The organism is Ornithinimicrobium pekingense DSM 21552, assembly GCF_000421185.1.
Taxonomy (GTDB): domain Bacteria; phylum Actinomycetota; class Actinomycetes; order Actinomycetales; family Dermatophilaceae; genus Ornithinicoccus; species Ornithinicoccus pekingensis.
Window position 1 is genome coordinate 97,690 of the sequence record NZ_ATWJ01000002.1, and the last position, 15,282, is coordinate 112,971.

Genomic DNA, 15,282 nt, shown 5'->3' on the forward strand with positions numbered 1-15,282 from the left:
GGATGGTGCCGCTGCTCGTCGTCCTGCCGCTCGTCGGCGCGGGTCTGGCGCTGGCGGCGGCCGGCCGCACCTGGGTCCAGCGCGTCGTCAGCATGACGGTGCTCGGCTCGATGCTCGTCCTCGCCGGCGTGCTGCTCTGGGCCGCCGACCAGGAGGGTGCGCAGGTCGTCTACGTGGGCGGGTGGATGCCGTGGGAGGGCATCGTGCTGGTGGTCGACCGGCTCGCCGCCCTGATGGTCATCGTCTCGACGACGGTCACGATGGGGGTCCTGGGCTACTCGATCGGCCAGGGGCGCAGCTCCTTCGACGACGAGAGCGACGGGCACTCGCCCCTGCCCGTCTTCCACCCCTCGATCCTCGTGCTCGCCGCCGGGGTGACCACGACGTTCATCTCCGGGGACCTGTTCCACATCTACGTCGGCTTCGAGATGCTGCTGGCCGCCAGCTTCGTGCTGCTCACCCTCGGTGGCACCGCAGAACGGGTCCGCGCCGGCACCACCTACGTGCTGGTCTCGCTGCTGTCCTCGCTGATCTTCCTCATCGCGATCAGCCTGGTCTACTCCGCCACCGGCACCATCAACCTGGCGCTGCTGGCCCAGCGGATCGGCGACCTGCCCGGCGGCACGGTCGCGGTCCTGCAGCTCATGCTGCTCATCGGCTTCGCGGTCAAGGCGGCCGTCTTCCCGATGTCCGGGTGGCTGCCCGACTCCTACCCCACCGCGCCGGCGCCCATCACCGCGGTGTTCGCAGGCCTGCTCACCAAGGTCGGCATCTACGCCATCATCCGCGTGCAGACCCTGCTCTTCCCCACGTCCCGCTTCGAGGACCTGCTCCTGTGGGCGGCGCTGCTGACGATGGTCGTGGGCATCCTCGGCGCGGTCGTCCAGGACGACATCAAGCGGATGCTGTCCTTCACCCTCGTCAGCCACATCGGCTACATGCTCTTCGGGATCGCCGTGGGCAGCACGATCGGCCTGGCGGCGGCGATCTTCTACGTCGTGCACCACATCCTCATCCAGACCACGCTGTTCCTCGTGACGGGCCTCATCGAGCGCGTCGGCGGCTCCAGCGACACCGGTCGCCTGGGCGACCTGGCCCGGATCTCGCCGGTCGTGGGCATCCTCTTCTTCATCCCCGCGATGAACCTGGGCGGCATCCCGCCCTTCACCGGCTTCCTGGGCAAGGTCGGGCTGCTCCAGGCCGGCGTCGACGACGGCAGCTGGCTGGCGCTGACCGTGGTGGTCGGTTCGGTGGTGACCTCACTGCTCACCCTGTATGCCGTCGCGCGGGTCTGGGGGCGCGCCTTCTGGTCGGAGAACCCTGAGGGGGTCACCGGCAGCGGCCCGGTCCGGGGCGGCCACCACGAGGCGCTGGGGCTGGGCGTGCTCGTGCCCACCTCCGCCCTCGTCGCCGTCACCGTGGGGCTGAGCGTCCTGGCCGGCCCGCTCTACGACGTCACCACGCGGGCCGCCGTGGACCTGATGATGCGCCAGCCCTACCTGGACGCGGTGCTCGGGGCGGGGGTGTCGCTGTGAATCCTCGCTTCTCCCGGCGACGGGTCGCCTGGGGCTCGGTCGTCTGGCTGACGGCGGTGTGGGTGCTGCTGTGGGGTGCGCCGACGCCGCTGACCCTGGTGGGCGGCGTGCTCGTGGCGGTCGTCGTGCTGCTGCTCTTCCCGCTGCCGCGCGTGCGGGTGCGCTTCGTCGTGCGACCGGCCGCCACCGTGCTGCTCTTCGCCCGGTTCCTGTGGGACCTGGTCAAGGCCTCCCTCGAGGTGTCCTGGCTCGCGGTCGCCCGGGGCCCGACGACCCGCGGGGCGGTCATGGACATCGAGCTGGCCGGTGACGAGGAGCTGCTGCAGACGATCACGGCCGAGATGGTCGCCCTCGTGCCCGGCACCGTGGTCATCGACCTCGAGCCGCACAAGCGCCTGCTCACCCTGCACGCCCTCGACGTCACGACGCTGCGGCAGGCGCAGACGGTGCGTCGACGCGTCCTGGCGCAGGAGGCCCGGGTCCTGCGCGCCTTCCACCCCGACCCCAAATCCGTGCTCGACCCGCGCCGCCGGCCCGCGGTGCCGGCGCTGGCGCAGGTGCAGCCCGACGAGCCGCGCGGTCTGCGGCGGGCCGCGCACGACGTCGTGGCCGAGGAGGACGCATGACCCTGGACCTGCTCGAGAGCGTGCTCGCCTGGGCGATCGGCGGGCTGCTGGCCGTGTCGGCCCTGCTGGCCCTCATCCGCATCACCATCGGCCCGAGCGTGCTCGACCGGGTCGTCGGCTCCGACGTGCTCGTCTCGATCGTCGTCTGCTCCCTGGGCGCGCAGGCGGCGCTGACCGACGGCTCCTCCACCCTCCCGCTGCTCATCTCGCTGTCGCTGGTGGGCTTCATGGGCTCGGTGGCGGTGGCCAGGTTCGTCGCCCGCGACCGCGACCCGGAGGCACCCCGATGACCTGGACGACCGTCGCCGACGTCGCGGGCCTGGTGTTCCTGCTGCTGGGGGCCGCGCTGTGCCTCGTCGCCGGGATCGGCCTGCTGCGCTTCCCCGACCTGCTGACCCGGATGCACGCGGGCACCAAGCCGCAGGTGCTGGGCGTGCTGCTCGTCATCGTCGGGGTGGGGCTGCGCACCCGCTCCGGTCTCGACGTGGGGATGCTGGTGCTCATCGGGGTCTTCCAGCTGCTGACGATCCCCGCCGGCGCGCACATGGTCGGCCGCGCCGGCTTCCGCACCGGCCAGGTGGAGCTGGCCGACATCCACCTGGGCAGCCGTGCCCGGCGCCTGCAGCCGGGGGCGGAGCAGCCCGTGGCGGAGCAGCCGGAACGGCCCTGAGCCGGGTCGCGGGGCACCACGTGGTCGCCCTTCGGCGGTCGACATCGCCCACCTGGGCGATGTCGGTCGCGCACGGGCGGGGTCGACCGCACGAGGGCGATGGCGCCGCTCAGCGCGCGGCGCCCGTGACCATCCACGCGTCACCGCGGGCCCGCCACACCAGCCCGGCCGACCGCACGGCCATGTAGCCGGTGAAGGCGACCCACAGCCAGACCAGGCCGGCCACACCCTCGGCGCCGGAGCCCCAGACACCGAGCACCATCGGCAGGTAGGCGAGGAGGAAGACGGTCTGGGCGACGGCCAGCCAGCGTGCGTCCCCGGCCCCGATGAGCACCCCGTCGAGGATGAACGCGACGCCGGCCACCGGCTGCCCGACCGCGACCACCAGCAGGGCCGCGGCCAGGGCGGCCCGCACCTGCTCGTCGCTGCTGAAGCCGAGAGGGATGACGCGGTGGAGGGCGACGATGAGCACCGCGAGGGCCACCCCGAACCACACGCTCCAGCGGACCATCATCCAGGTGACGGCCCGGGTGCCCTCGACGTCGCCGGCGCCCAGGGAGCGGCCCGTCAGCGCCTGGGCGGCGATCGCGAGCGCGTCGAGGGCGAAGGCCAGCGCGCTCCATACCGTCATCGCGACCTGGTGGGCCGCCAGCTCCGGCTCGCCCAGGCCGGCGGCGACCCAGACCGTCAGCAGCATCACGGCGCGCAGCGCGAGCGTGCGCACGAGCAGCGGCACCCCGTCCACGGCGGCGCGCAGCACCCCGCCGGCGGTGAAGCCCAGCGGCGCACCCAGGTGCCGGGCGCCCCGCACGACCACGGCCACCAGGGCGACGGCCATGCCGGTCTGGGCCACGACCGTGCCCCACGCGGCGCCGGCGATGCCCCACCCCACCCCGTGGACCAGCAGGAGCGACAGTGCCGCGTTGACGGAGAAGCCGACCGTGGCCACGACCAGCGGCGTGCGGGTGTCGAGCATGCCGCGCAGGACGCCGGTGGCGGCCAGGACCATGAGCATCGGGGGTATGCCGAGCGTCGAGACCCGCAGGTAGGTCACCGCCTCGGCCGTCGCGTCGGGCGTGGCGCCGAACAGCGTGACGAGGGGCTCGGCCCAGACCGCGATCACCAGGGCGGCGAGCAGGCCGAGGACGAGCGAGAGCCACAGGCCGTCGACCCCCGCGCCGAGGGCGCCCCGCTGGTCGCCGGCGCCCAGGCGGCGGGCGACCACTGCCGTCGTGCCGTAGGCGAGGAAGACGAAGATGTTGACGGCGGTGAGCAGCACCCCGCTGGCCACGCCCAGGCCGGCGAGGGAGGCGGTGCCCAGGTAGCCGACGATCGCGGAGTCGGCGAGCAGGAACAAGGGCTCGGCGACGAGGGCCAGGAAGGCGGGGACGGCCAGCCGGAGCACCTCGCGACGCATGCCCCGGACGGGCTCCTGCGACGGGGAGGGATCGGAGTGGCTCACGAGGGAGGAGTCTGGCAGACGAGTTTTCGTCCACAGCCTGTGTGTTGCGTCTCCGCAGGTCAGCCATGGTTTTGCGCGCGAACTATCTGGTGGTCCACAGCGGCTGTCCACAGCCGCGGGGCGCCCGCGCGGCGCGTCGTCCACGGTCTCTCCACACCTGGTCCACATGTTGTCCACAGGCCCGTTTGGTGGGGGTCGGGGCACGCCCTACGGTGACCTGATGACCGGCGGGCGAGCTCGTGTGTCAGTGGGCGGTGCTGGACTGCTCGCACGGTCGGACGAGGAGCGGGAGGGCGTATGTCGCTGAGCGAGCTGGAGCAGGCCTACGGGGCCTCGGAGAGCCCCGCGGAGGACCGTCTCCCCCCTCAGGACGTCGCCGCCGAGCAGAGCGCGATCGGCGCGATGCTGCTGTCCAAGGATGCCATCGGCGAGTGCTCGGAGATCGTCAAGGCGCCGGACTTCTACCGCCCGGCCCACGAGCGGATCTACGACGCGGTCATCGACCTGTTCTCGCGCGGCGAGCCGGTCGACGCGATCACCGTCGCCGACGAGCTGACCAAGCGCGGCGACCTGGCCCGGGTGGGCGGCACGGCATACCTGCACCAGCTCATCGCCCAGGTGCCGACCGCGGCCAACGCCGCCTACTACGCCGAGATCGTCGCCGAGCGGGCCATCCTGCGCCGCCTCGTGGAGGCCGGCACCAAGATCGTGCAGATCGGCTACGGCGGGGGAGACGTCGAGGAGATCGTCAACGCCGCCCAGGCCGAGGTGTTCGCGGTCGCCGACCGCCGCGGGGGTGAGGACTACCACGCCCTCGGCGACCTGATCCAGCCGACGACCGACGAGATCGAGCACAACGCGTCGTCCTCGGGGGACATGGTCGGCGTCCCGACCGGCTTCACCGAGCTCGACGAGCTGACCAACGGCCTGCACCCGGGGCAGATGATCATCGTGGCGGCCAGGCCGGCCGTGGGCAAGGCTCTTGCCCTCGAAACGCCCCTGCCCACACCCACCGGCTGGACAACGATGGGCGACGTCGCGGTGGGTGACGAGCTGCTTGGGGCCGACGGTCGGCCGACCACCGTGGTGGCAGCGACCGAGGTGATGGAAGGGCGTCCCTGCTTCGAGGTCGAGTTCTCCGACGGCTCGACGATCGTCGCTGATGCCGAGCACCTGTGGCAGACGAGCACGCGGGCGGAACGCCGCGGCCTGCGCGATGGAGAGAGTTCGGCACGAAGCACCGTCGACATTCGCAACACGCTTCGTTGTGACACGGCGGACCGCAGGCTGAATCACAGTGTCGCCCTCACACAGCCACTCTCTCTGCCGCCCGCCGACCTTCCTCTGTCCCCCTACGTGCTGGGCGCATGGCTGGGTGATGGTGAGACGGCCGGCGCGCGTCTGACCTCCGCCGACCCAGAGATGGTCATGCTGCTGGAGGGCGAGGGTCTGCATGTGCGGCCGATGGGGGGGATGCTCTACTCCTTGACCCTTCCCAAGGAACAGATCGCCGAGCGGGACTGCGTGGTTTGCGGCACGACATTCATCCCGCAAACGTCCCAGGTCAAGACTTGCGGGCGAAAGTGTGGTGGGCGGTCGCGCGGTCTGGGTGAGCCGTCGATAGCGACGTGCGTCGACTGCGGAGGACCCTCGAGCGGGGGACGTCGATGCCAGTCCTGTTTCCACGATCATGGTTCGGTCAAGGCGCTGCTGCGCAAGGTGGGTGTCCTGGGGAGTAAGCACATCCCTGCCTCCTACCAGCGTGCCGACGAGACCCAGCGGCGCGCGCTGCTCTCGGGGCTCCTCGACACGGACGGCACCGTCACGGCCGGTGGTTGTCCGCAGTTCACGACGACATCGCGTCGCCTGGCGGACGACGTCTACGAGCTCATCGTGGGTCTGGGCTACCGCTGTGGGCGTAGCCGCAAGGTGGTCCGCGGGCGAAGCACCGACACATCGGTGGCTTACACCCTCACGTTTTCCGCAGACGAGGACATCTTCCGTCTGGAGCGCAAGAACTTGCTGCACAAACGACTGCGGCAGCGGTCGTTGCAGCGCAGGAACTCGCGGTTCATCACCGCCGTGCGTCCCGTCCCGTCCACGCCGGTCCGGTGCGTGCAGGTCACTAGCCCCGACCACCTCTACCTGGCCGGGCGGTCGATGATCCCGACCCACAACTCGACCTTCGCCCTAGACATCGCCCGCGCGGCGGCGATCAAGGCGCGGATGCCCAGCGTCGTCTTCTCCCTGGAGATGAGCCGCACCGAGATCACCATGCGTCTGCTCTCCGCCGAGTCGGAGATCCCGCTGCAGAACATGCGCAAGGGCAACATGCGCGACCGCGACTGGACCCGCCTGGCCGAGACGCAGGGCCGCATCCACGACGCCCCGCTGTTCATCGACGACTCGCCCAACATGTCGCTCATGGAGATCCGGGCCAAGTGCCGACGGCTCAAGCAGCGCAACGACCTCAAGCTCGTCATCGTCGACTACCTGCAGCTGATGAGCTCGGGCAAGCGCGTGGAGTCACGCCAGCAGGAGGTGGCGGAATTCAGCCGTGCGCTCAAGCTGCTGGCCAAGGAGCTGGAGGTGCCGCTGATCGCGCTCTCGCAGCTGAACCGTGGGCCTGAGCAGCGCACGGACAAGAAGCCGCAGATGAGCGACCTTCGCGAGTCCGGCTGCCTCACCGCCGACACCCGGGTCTTGCGCGCGGACACCGGTGCCGAGGTGACCATGCGCGAGCTGCACGCCACGGGCGCGACCGACGTGCCGGTGTGGTCCCTCGACGAGTCCCTGCGCTACGTCCGCCGTCACCTCACGCACGTCTTTCCCACCGGGACCCGTCCGGTCTTCCGCCTGACCCTGACCTCGGGCAAGACGATCCGGGCGACCGAGAACCACCCCTTCCTCACCTACGACGGCTGGAAGCAGCTGGGTGACCTGCGGACCGGGGACCGTGTCGCGGTGCCGCGGCACGTGCCGGCGCCGGAGGTGCACGATCCCTGGGAGGACGACAACCACCTCGTCCTGCTGGCCCACCTGCTCGGTGACGGGTCCATGCTGCCGCGCCAGCCCCTGCGCTACGCCTCGGTCGACGAGGAGAACCTGCGCGCGGTGACCACCGCCGCGCTGTCGTTCGGTGTGATGGCGGTGCGGGACGACGACCCCGCGGCCCGGTGCACGACGCTGCGCCTGCGCTCGCCCTACCGCCTTGCGCGCGGCCGCCGCAACCCCATCGCGGAGTGGCTGGACGACCTGGGTGTGTTCGGGCTGCGCAGCCACGAGAAGCTCGTCCCCGAGCGCGTGTTCCGTGCCTCCAAGCGGCAGATCGCGCTCTTCCTGCGCCACCTGTGGGCGACCGACGGCTCGGTCACCGTCAACAAGGCGCAGACGGGCGGACGCGTCTACTACGCCTCGACGAGCCGGCAGCTGATCGACGACGTGTCCCGCCTGCTGCTGAGGTTCGGCATCAGCACCCGGATCCGGACGGTGCGCAAGGCTGGTTACCGCGACGGCTACACCCTGGACATCTCCGGCAGCGACAGCCAGCGCCGGTTCCTGCAGGAGATCGGGGTGTTCGGCGGCCGGTCGGCCTCGGCGGCGCAGCTGCTCCACGTCATCCGCGACCGCCAGGCCAGCACCAACGTCGACACGGTCCCCACCGAGGTCTGGGGCGACGTCCGTCGGGTCATGGCCGAGCAGGGCATGACGACCCGCCAGTTCCAGGAGGGCCTCGGCGTGTCCTACAGCGGCAGCGCGCTCTACAAGAGCGCGCCGACGCGTGAGCGCCTGGCACGGGTCGCGGCGGTCCTCGACAGCGCCGAGCTCGAGCTGTTCGCCGTGAACGACGTCTTCTGGGACGAGGTCGCTAGCGTCGAGCTGGACGGCGTCGAGGAGGTCTACGACGCCACGGTGCTCGGTCACCACAACTTCATCGCCAACGGCATCGCGGTGCACAACTCGATCGAGCAGGACGCCGACGTCGTCATCCTGCTGCACCGCGAGTCCCTCTACGAGCGGGAGTCGCCCCGGGAGGGCGAGGCCGACGTCATCGTGGCCAAGCACCGCAACGGCCCGACCGACACCGTCGTCGTGGCCTTCCAGGGCCACTACAGCCGCTTCACCAACATGGCGAGCAACTTCTAGACCGACACCCGGGCTCCGGCGGCGGTGTCCCGGTCCCGTCTAGTGTGCCGGGTATGCGGTCTCGCACCAGGACCCTCGCCGGTTGGGCGGCGGTCGCCATGTGCTCCCTGGCGGGGCTCGCCGCGTGCGGCGACCGGCCGGCGCCGGCGGCCGCGCAGCTGACCAGTGACGTGGACCGGGAGACGGTGAGCCCCTCCGACGCCGTGGCCCTGCCCGACCTGGTCGCCGCCGCCGACGCCCTGGGCCTGCAGATGCTCGCGCTCGGGGGAGCGGAGACGACGGTCACCTCGCCCGCGAGCCTCCAGGTCACGCTGTCGATGCTCGCCGAGGGTGCGGACGGCGCGACGCTGGCAGAGCTGGAGACGCTCGTCGGCGCGGCCGGGCCCGACCGGGGCAAGGGGGTCAACGCGCTGACCACCTCGCTCGCCGACCTGGACGGCGACCCGTCCGTGGTCGCTGAGGACGAGCTGCCCGCCGACCCGGTCGTGCACCGCGCGAGCCGGCTGGTCCTGGACGACGCGCTGACGGTGCGGCAGACGTTCGTCGACGCCCTCGCCCGCTCCTACGACGCCCCGGCCCAGACCACCGACCTGGGCAGTGACGACGCCAGGGCGGTGCTCGACGCGTGGGTGAAGGAGCACACCGGAGGTCTGGTGCCTCGCTCCGCCATCGTCCCCGGTCCCGAGCTGCAGCTCGCCCTGCAGGACGCCGTCGTGCTGGCCGCCCGCTGGGAGCAGCCCTTCCTGGCGGAGCTGACCCACCCGGCGCCGTTCACGCTGAGCTCCGGGGAGGAGGTGGAGGTAGACATGATGAGCACCGGCGAGCCCCGCGAGACCGCCTACGCCGAGGTGGACGGGTGGCAGGCGGTGCGCCTGCCCTACACGGGTGGGCGGCTGGCCGCCGAGGTCCTCCTGCCGCCGCACGGCACCCTGCCCGCCGACCTGGACACCACGCTCCTGTCCCGGATCCTCTCGGGGCTGGACGAGCCCGAGCACACGACCCTGCTGCTGCGCATGCCCACCGTCGACGGCAGCTCGAGCCTCGACCTGCTCGGCCTGCTGGAGGAGAGCGCGCCCTCGGCCCTGCGTGGCGGCTTCTCCGGCATCAGCGACCAGCCGCTCCTGGTCAGCCAGGCGGTGCAGCAGGGGGTCCTCGTCATCGACGAGGACGGCACCGTCGCCGCTGCGGTGACCGAGATGGGGATGGCCGGCTCCGCCCCGATCGAGCCCCCGCTGGAGGTCGTCGTCGACCGCCCCTACCTGGTCCGCGTCGCCGACCGGCAGACCGGGTGGCCCCTGTTCCTCGCCAACGTCGCCGACCCCCGCGGCGAGGAGGAGTAGGCGCCGCTACCCGACCACCAGGTGCTGGCGGCCGTCGATGCCCTCACGGGCCATGTCGAGGTGGCCCGCGTGCGTGGCGGTCTCCACCAGCAGCCGGAAGACGCCCTGCCGGGCGGTGCCGAACGGCGGGAAGGGAAAGAGGTCGGCCGGCGGCCACCACCGGGGCGGTGCGTCGAGGTCGGTTGTGGCGAGCACGCGGTCGGTGCGCCCGGACCACGCCCGGTAGCGCTCCACCGTCTCCGCGCCGGAGGTGACGGGGACGGCCCACCCGTCCTGGAGCAGGCCGCGCGCCTCCTCGTCCCCGCCCACGACGGCGCACCCCCAGAAGATCTCGACGTCGTGCGTGAGGTGGTTGAGCAGCCGGGCCACGGACCAGCCCGAGGGGGCGACCGTGCGGGTCAGGTCCGCCTCGCCCAGGCCCTCGACGGCGGCCAGGACGTGGTCGCGCCCGGCCCGCAGGTGGGCCTGCAGCATGCGGCGTTCGGGCGTCGTCATCCCCGCACCGTACGGCAGGCGGGTCGCACGAGGGTTCAGGAACCGTCGTCGGCCTCGAAGCGGACCGTGACCTCGGTCGGGCTCTCGCCGCGGATCACCTCGATCCGCAGCTCGTCCCCGGGGCGCAGACCGTCCAGGACCGCGATCAGGTCGTCGGGGGTATGCAGTGCGCGCCCGCCGGCGCCCACCAGCAGGTCACCGACCGCCAGGCCGGCGGCGTCGGCGGGCGAACCGTCGACGACCGTCCTGACCAGGACCCCCTCGCGGTCCGCGAGCCCGACCGCCTGGCGCAACCGGCGCGCCACGTCGCTCGGGGCCAGCGCGACCCCGAGGCGCACCGGCTCCAGGCGCCGGCCCTGCTGCATACCCGCGACCGCCTCCTGGAGCGCGGCGTCCGCGGCCCTGGCCAGGTAGAAGCCGTGCTCGAGACGGTGGGTGCTCACGCCGACGACGCCGCCGGCGCGGTCGAGGAGCGGCGCGCCGGAGGACCCGCGCGCGGCCGGTGCGGTGTGCTCGAGCGCCCCGTGGACGGGACGACCGCGGGGCCCGCGGAAGCCGCGCTCGACCCCGGTGACCTGGCCCCAGGTGACGCGCAGCAGGTGCCCGCCCGCGGTCACCGACAGGACGACGTCACCCGTGCGGGCGGCATCGGCGCCCCACACCAGGGCCGGGGCGTCCCCGGTGTCGACGTCGAGCACGACCAGGTCGCCGTCGAGGTCGCTGCCGACGACGTTGCCCTGCACCCGTCTGCCGTCGGTGAAGCCGACCTGGGTGGTGCGGTCGCGCAGGTTGTGGGCGTTGGTCAGGACGCGACCCTCACCCACGACGTAGCCGGTGCCCCGGCCGGACCGCCCGATCGAGACCACCGACGGCCCGACGCGCTCCAGCGTCGTCCGGGCCGTGTCCTCCAGCGCCTGCAGCACGTCCATGCTCATCACCCGTCACGTGTCGCGAGTGCTCGGCGAGCACTGCACAGACCCATCGCAGCACGGTCACTTGCACATTGCAAGTGACTTCCGCCTACGATGCCGGTATGACGATCGACCCCGGCTCGCTCGACGGCGCGGTCAGCAGGATCGGTGACCGGTGGAGCCTGCGGATCGTCGCGGCGCTGCTGGAGGGCGAGCGGACGTTCTCCGCGCTGGCGGCGCAGGTGGAGGGCATCGCCCCCAACGTCCTCTCCTCCCGCCTGCGGGCGCTGGCCGGGGAGGGTGTGGTCACGGCCGTGCCCTACCAGCACCGGCCGGTGCGGATGCGCTACGCCCTCACCGAGGAGGGGGCCCGGCTGGCCGGGGCGGTGGTCGCGCTCGCGGAGTGGGGCGCCGTGCGCGAGGGCCGTCCGGGAGGGATGACGCACGGCGCGTGCGGGTCGGTGGTGCGGACCCGGCCGTGGTGCCCGACGTGCGACCGCGCGGTCGCCGGGGACGAGGTCACCGCCGACGTGTGGTGCTGAGCCGTCCCCGGCGCGCAGCACCGCAGGGGAGTAGCCTCGTGCCGTGGGCGGCGCGGCGGCGGCCATCGAGGACCGCGTCGAGGCCCTGCTGTGGCCGTTCGTCCAGCAGGTCCTCGACACCTGGGCGCTCCCCGGCCTGGCGGTCTGTGTCGTGCACGACCGCGACCGGGTGATGGCACGCGGCTTCGGCACCCGTGACCGCTCCACCGGCGAGCCGGTCACGCCGGACACGCCCTTCCACCTCGCCTCGATCTCCAAGTCGTTCGTGGCCACCGCGGTGATGCAGCTGGTGGAGGCGGGCGAGCTCGACCTCGGCGGGGCGCTGACGACCTACCTGCCGGACCTGCCGTGGGCCGACCCGCGGGCCGGCGACATCACGCTCGTCGACGTGCTCTCCCACCGCTCCGGCATCGGCGACGTCAGCGACTACGGCTGGCACCAGCCCGAGCTCGACGACGGGGCGCTGGGCCGGTTCGCGAACCAGGTCGCCGGGTGGCCGCTGGAGCGGGACCCGGGCAGCGCCTACGCCTACTCCAACGCCGCCTACGAGGTGCTCGGCCACCTGCTCGCGGTGGTCTCCGGGCGCACCTTCGAGGACCACCTGCGGGACCGGGTGCTGCGACCGGCCGGCATGGCCACGAGCACCTTCCTCCCCGCCGAGGTCCCGCAGGGGCTCGGCGCGCGCCCGCACCTGGGTCTTCCGTCACGGGTGCTGGACGGCGCCTACCCCTACACCCGGCAGCACGCGCCCAGCTCGAGCCTGCACGCCGGTGCCGCCGAGCTCGGGACGTGGATGGTGGCGCACCTGGCGGGAGGCGCGGGGCTGCTGTCCCCGCAGGCGCACGCCGCGATGTGGAGGCCCCGCGGCCCCTCGGGCGGCGTCTGGCAGGCGGAGACGGCGCTCGGCTGGTTCTGGGGCACCTGCCGCGGGCTCCCCGTCGTCAACCACTCCGGCTCCGACCCCGGCTTCGAGACCCACCTGGCCCTCTGGCCCGACCTCGGCCTCGGGGTCGTCGTCCTGGCCGACAGCAACACCGCGCCGATCATGCAGCTCGCCGAGGCCGCGGTGGACGTGCTGCTCGGCCGGACACCGCCCGACCCACCACCACCGCCCGCGGCCGTCCCGCTGGGGCCCGTGCTGCACAGGTATGGGGTGCCGGCGGCCGTCGAGGCGCACCGCAAGCTGGTGGCCGACGATCCCCGGTTCGCCGACGCGGAGCACGACGGCCTGGAGGACGCCGTGTGGGGTGCGGTCGAGATGCACCGCACCGACGTGGCCCGACCGGTGCTCGACCTGTGGCGCCGGCTGCGGCCCGGGTCGGCGGCGATGTGGTCGACGTCGGCCTGGGCGCACGAGGTCGACGGCAGGCCCGCGGACGCCGTCGAGCACGCGCGCCGCGCGCTCGGGCTCGACCCCGACGACGGGGAGGCCGCGGCCCTGCTGCGCCGGCTCTCCGCCGACCCCTGACGCTCCATCGGGAGTAGCGTCAGGGGCGTGTCCCGCGCGCTGACCGACCTCGCCTGGCCGCGTCGCACCGAGCGGCTCCTGCTCCGGCCGCCGCTGCTGCAGGACATGCACGCGGTCCACGCCTACCGCTCGGACCCCGCGACGACCTACTGGCTGAGCGCCGTCGCGACGTCGGTGGAGGAGGTCGCCGCCACGCTGCTCGACGGCGTGAGAGGACTCGTGGTCGAGCACGACGGCGAGGTGGTCGGCGACCTCATGCTCTCCGTCCGCGACGGCTGGGCGCAGCGGGAGGCGGCCGAGCGCGCCAGGGGCACCCAGGCCGAGCTCGGCTGGGCGGTCGCACCGGCGCACCGGGGTCAGGGCTACGGGACGGAGGCCGTCCGCGAGCTCGTCACGATCGCCTTCGAGCTGGGGGTGCGGCGGGTCGAGGCCAACTGCTTCGCCGGCAACCACGCCTCCCGGCGGGTCATGGAGAAGGTCGGTCTGCGCCTGGAGGCCCACTTCGTGCGGGAGGGCCTGCACCGCGAGCTGGGCTGGTCCGACAGCCTGTGCTTCGGCCTGCTCGCGGACGAGTGGGACTCCTCGGCCCGTCAGGTGCGCAGCGGCGGCTGAGCGCACCACGGTGGTGCGCCCCCACCCGGACGGGCACCACGTGGCCGGTCAGCCGGAGGGGTTCTCGATGACCCGCAGCAGCGACCCGTCCGGGTCGACGAGGGCGCCGATGCGCAGCCCGGAGGCCTCGCGGTGCAGCGGGTGGACGCGCGGCCAGCCCTGGTCGGTCTCGGGCAGACCGGCGCCACGGCATACCTCGAGGAAGGCGTCGGCGTCGTCGAGCCGCAGGCAGCAGCTGACGTTGCTGGTCGCGGGGTCCACGTGCGGGTCCGGGAAGAACTCGAGCATGACGCTGCCGCGGGTCAGGATCATCCAGTACTCGTCGCGGTAGGCCTCCTCGAAGCCGAGGTGCCCGTAGAACTGCGCGGTGGCGGTGAGGTCCCGTGCGGGCAGGTTGGGGGTCGCGTGGTCCATGTCTGACGGTAGCGCTGCCGGGGGCCGCGTGGCATACGGTCGGGGCGATGGACGACGACGCTGCCCGCCCGGGCACCGCGAGGCTGCCGGTGCCCGTCTCCCTCCTGGACCGCTCCCGCACCCGCCGGGGGGAGGCGCCCGGTGACGCCCTGCTCGGCACGGTCGAGCGGGCCCGGCGGGCCGAGGAGCTGGGCTTCCGCCGCTTCTGGGTCGCCGAGCACCACGCGGTGCCCGGCATCGCCAGTGGCAGCCCGCCGGTGCTGATGGCCGAGGTCGCCGCGCGGACGTCCCGGATCCGGGTGGGCTCCGGCGGCGTCATGCTGGCCCACCACCGGCCGATCGTGGTCGCCGAGCAGGCCCGGATGCTGGAGGCCCTCCACCCTGGGCGCATCGACCTCGGGCTGGGCCGCTCGCTGGGGTTCACCGCGCCGGTGCGCCGGGCCCTGGGGGTGGAGCGCTACGGCCCCGAGCGGTTCGCCGAGGATCTTGCGGCGGTGTTCGCCTACCTCGACGACGACGGGCCGGTGACCGCGATGCCGCGTGGCGTGGACCCGCCACCGGTCCTCGTCCTGGCCACCGGCAGCGGCCTGGGCGTCGCCGCCCGCCTGGGGCTACCGGTCGTCGTCGGCGGGCCGCTCCTGCGCGGCGACCTCGAGCCGCTCTCGGCCTACCGCGAGGCCTTCCGGCCGAGCGACCGGTGCGCCGAGCCGCAGGTCATCATCAGCCTCGACGTCATGATCGCCGCGACGAGGCAGGAGGCTCGTGAGCTGCTGCTGCCCGAGGCGTGGGCGATGGCGGAGTCGCGGGCGACCGGTGCCTTCCCGCCCCTGCGGCCCGACCCGCCGGAGCGGCTGACAGCCCGCCAGGAAGGAGTCGTCGAGCAGCAGCTCGCACTGTCCGTCCACGGGACGGCGGAGGACGTCACGCACGAGCTGACCCGCCTCGTCGAACGCACCGGAGCCGTCGAGGTGCTGGCGTCCACCTCGACCTACGACCGCGACGCCCTCGCGCAGGCGGACGCGGCGCTCGCCGCGCTCCGGGGTGACGGGCTGACCTGACGG

The 15,282-nt window shown here is 73.0% G+C and carries 14 protein-coding genes; 10 read left to right on the top strand and 4 right to left on the bottom strand.

Annotation, left to right across the window (positions count from 1 at the left end):
* Window positions 1-2: 2 nt before the first annotated feature.
* The 4 genes from K330_RS0101570 to mnhG are packed head-to-tail and all read left to right on the top strand — an operon-like array spanning window position 3 to window position 2,831.
* Window positions 3-1,535, top strand: a complete 1,533-nt coding sequence (locus K330_RS0101570; protein ID WP_040657602.1) for a Na+/H+ antiporter subunit D — start codon at window positions 3-5, stop codon at window positions 1,533-1,535.
* Window positions 1,532-2,161, top strand: coding sequence for a Na+/H+ antiporter subunit E (locus K330_RS18440; protein ID WP_022920102.1), 630 nt, complete (start codon window positions 1,532-1,534; stop codon window positions 2,159-2,161). The genes K330_RS0101570 and K330_RS18440 overlap by 4 nt, the downstream gene beginning before the upstream one ends.
* The gene (locus K330_RS0101580) at window positions 2,158-2,451 is read left to right on the top strand and encodes a monovalent cation/H+ antiporter complex subunit F (RefSeq protein ID WP_022920103.1); all 294 of its coding nucleotides are present in this window, start codon (window positions 2,158-2,160) and stop codon (window positions 2,449-2,451) included. The genes K330_RS18440 and K330_RS0101580 overlap by 4 nt, the downstream gene beginning before the upstream one ends.
* Window positions 2,448-2,831, top strand: coding sequence for a monovalent cation/H(+) antiporter subunit G (gene mnhG, locus K330_RS0101585; RefSeq protein ID WP_022920104.1), 384 nt, complete (start codon window positions 2,448-2,450; stop codon window positions 2,829-2,831). The genes K330_RS0101580 and mnhG overlap by 4 nt, the downstream gene beginning before the upstream one ends.
* Window positions 2,832-2,940: 109 nt before the next feature.
* Here the strand turns inward: mnhG and K330_RS0101590 are convergent, their stop codons facing one another.
* A complete protein-coding gene (locus K330_RS0101590) occupies window positions 2,941-4,248 on the bottom strand; it encodes an MATE family efflux transporter (protein WP_022920105.1) in 1,308 nt (435 codons plus the stop codon).
* 342 nt (window positions 4,249-4,590) lie between these two features.
* Here K330_RS0101590 and K330_RS0101595 point away from each other — a divergent pair, with 342 nt between their 5' ends.
* Window positions 4,591-8,439 carry a replicative DNA helicase gene (locus K330_RS0101595; protein ID WP_022920106.1) on the top strand — a complete coding sequence of 1,283 codons (3,849 nt, stop codon included), beginning with the start codon at window positions 4,591-4,593 and terminating at the stop codon, window positions 8,437-8,439.
* Window positions 8,440-8,492: 53 nt separating this feature from the next.
* On the top strand, window positions 8,493-9,779 hold the full coding sequence (locus K330_RS0101600) for a serpin family protein (RefSeq protein WP_202804483.1): 1,287 nt from the start codon (window positions 8,493-8,495) through the stop codon (window positions 9,777-9,779).
* A gap of 6 nt (window positions 9,780-9,785) precedes the next feature.
* On the opposite strand, the gene K330_RS0101605 is transcribed toward K330_RS0101600, so the two are convergent.
* Both K330_RS0101605 and K330_RS0101610 read right to left on the bottom strand, forming a co-directional pair.
* On the bottom strand, window positions 9,786-10,274 hold the full coding sequence (locus K330_RS0101605; RefSeq protein ID WP_029202194.1) for a mycothiol transferase: 489 nt from the start codon (window positions 10,272-10,274) through the stop codon (window positions 9,786-9,788).
* Between the two features lie 35 nt (window positions 10,275-10,309).
* Window positions 10,310-11,203, bottom strand: a complete 894-nt coding sequence (locus K330_RS0101610) for a S1C family serine protease (RefSeq protein ID WP_169448449.1) — start codon at window positions 11,201-11,203, stop codon at window positions 10,310-10,312.
* 104 nt (window positions 11,204-11,307) lie between these two features.
* On the opposite strand from K330_RS0101610, the gene K330_RS18445 reads away from it, so the two are divergent.
* The 3 genes from K330_RS18445 to K330_RS18450 are packed head-to-tail and all read left to right on the top strand — an operon-like array spanning window position 11,308 to window position 13,807.
* The gene (locus tag K330_RS18445) at window positions 11,308-11,727 is read left to right on the top strand and encodes a winged helix-turn-helix transcriptional regulator (protein ID WP_022920110.1); all 420 of its coding nucleotides are present in this window, start codon (window positions 11,308-11,310) and stop codon (window positions 11,725-11,727) included.
* A gap of 43 nt (window positions 11,728-11,770) precedes the next feature.
* Complete coding sequence (locus K330_RS0101620) at window positions 11,771-13,195, top strand: serine hydrolase domain-containing protein (protein WP_022920111.1); 1,425 nt, start codon at window positions 11,771-11,773, stop codon at window positions 13,193-13,195.
* Between the two features lie 27 nt (window positions 13,196-13,222).
* Window positions 13,223-13,807 carry a GNAT family N-acetyltransferase gene (locus K330_RS18450; RefSeq protein ID WP_022920112.1) on the top strand — a complete coding sequence of 195 codons (585 nt, stop codon included), beginning with the start codon at window positions 13,223-13,225 and terminating at the stop codon, window positions 13,805-13,807.
* A 48-nt stretch (window positions 13,808-13,855) separates the two neighbouring features.
* Here the strand turns inward: K330_RS18450 and K330_RS0101630 are convergent, their stop codons facing one another.
* On the bottom strand, window positions 13,856-14,221 hold the full coding sequence (locus K330_RS0101630; RefSeq protein ID WP_022920113.1) for a bleomycin resistance protein: 366 nt from the start codon (window positions 14,219-14,221) through the stop codon (window positions 13,856-13,858).
* 47 nt (window positions 14,222-14,268) lie between these two features.
* Here K330_RS0101630 and K330_RS0101635 point away from each other — a divergent pair, with 47 nt between their 5' ends.
* Complete coding sequence (locus K330_RS0101635) at window positions 14,269-15,279, top strand: MsnO8 family LLM class oxidoreductase (protein WP_022920114.1); 1,011 nt, start codon at window positions 14,269-14,271, stop codon at window positions 15,277-15,279.
* Window positions 15,280-15,282: the final 3 nt, after the last annotated feature.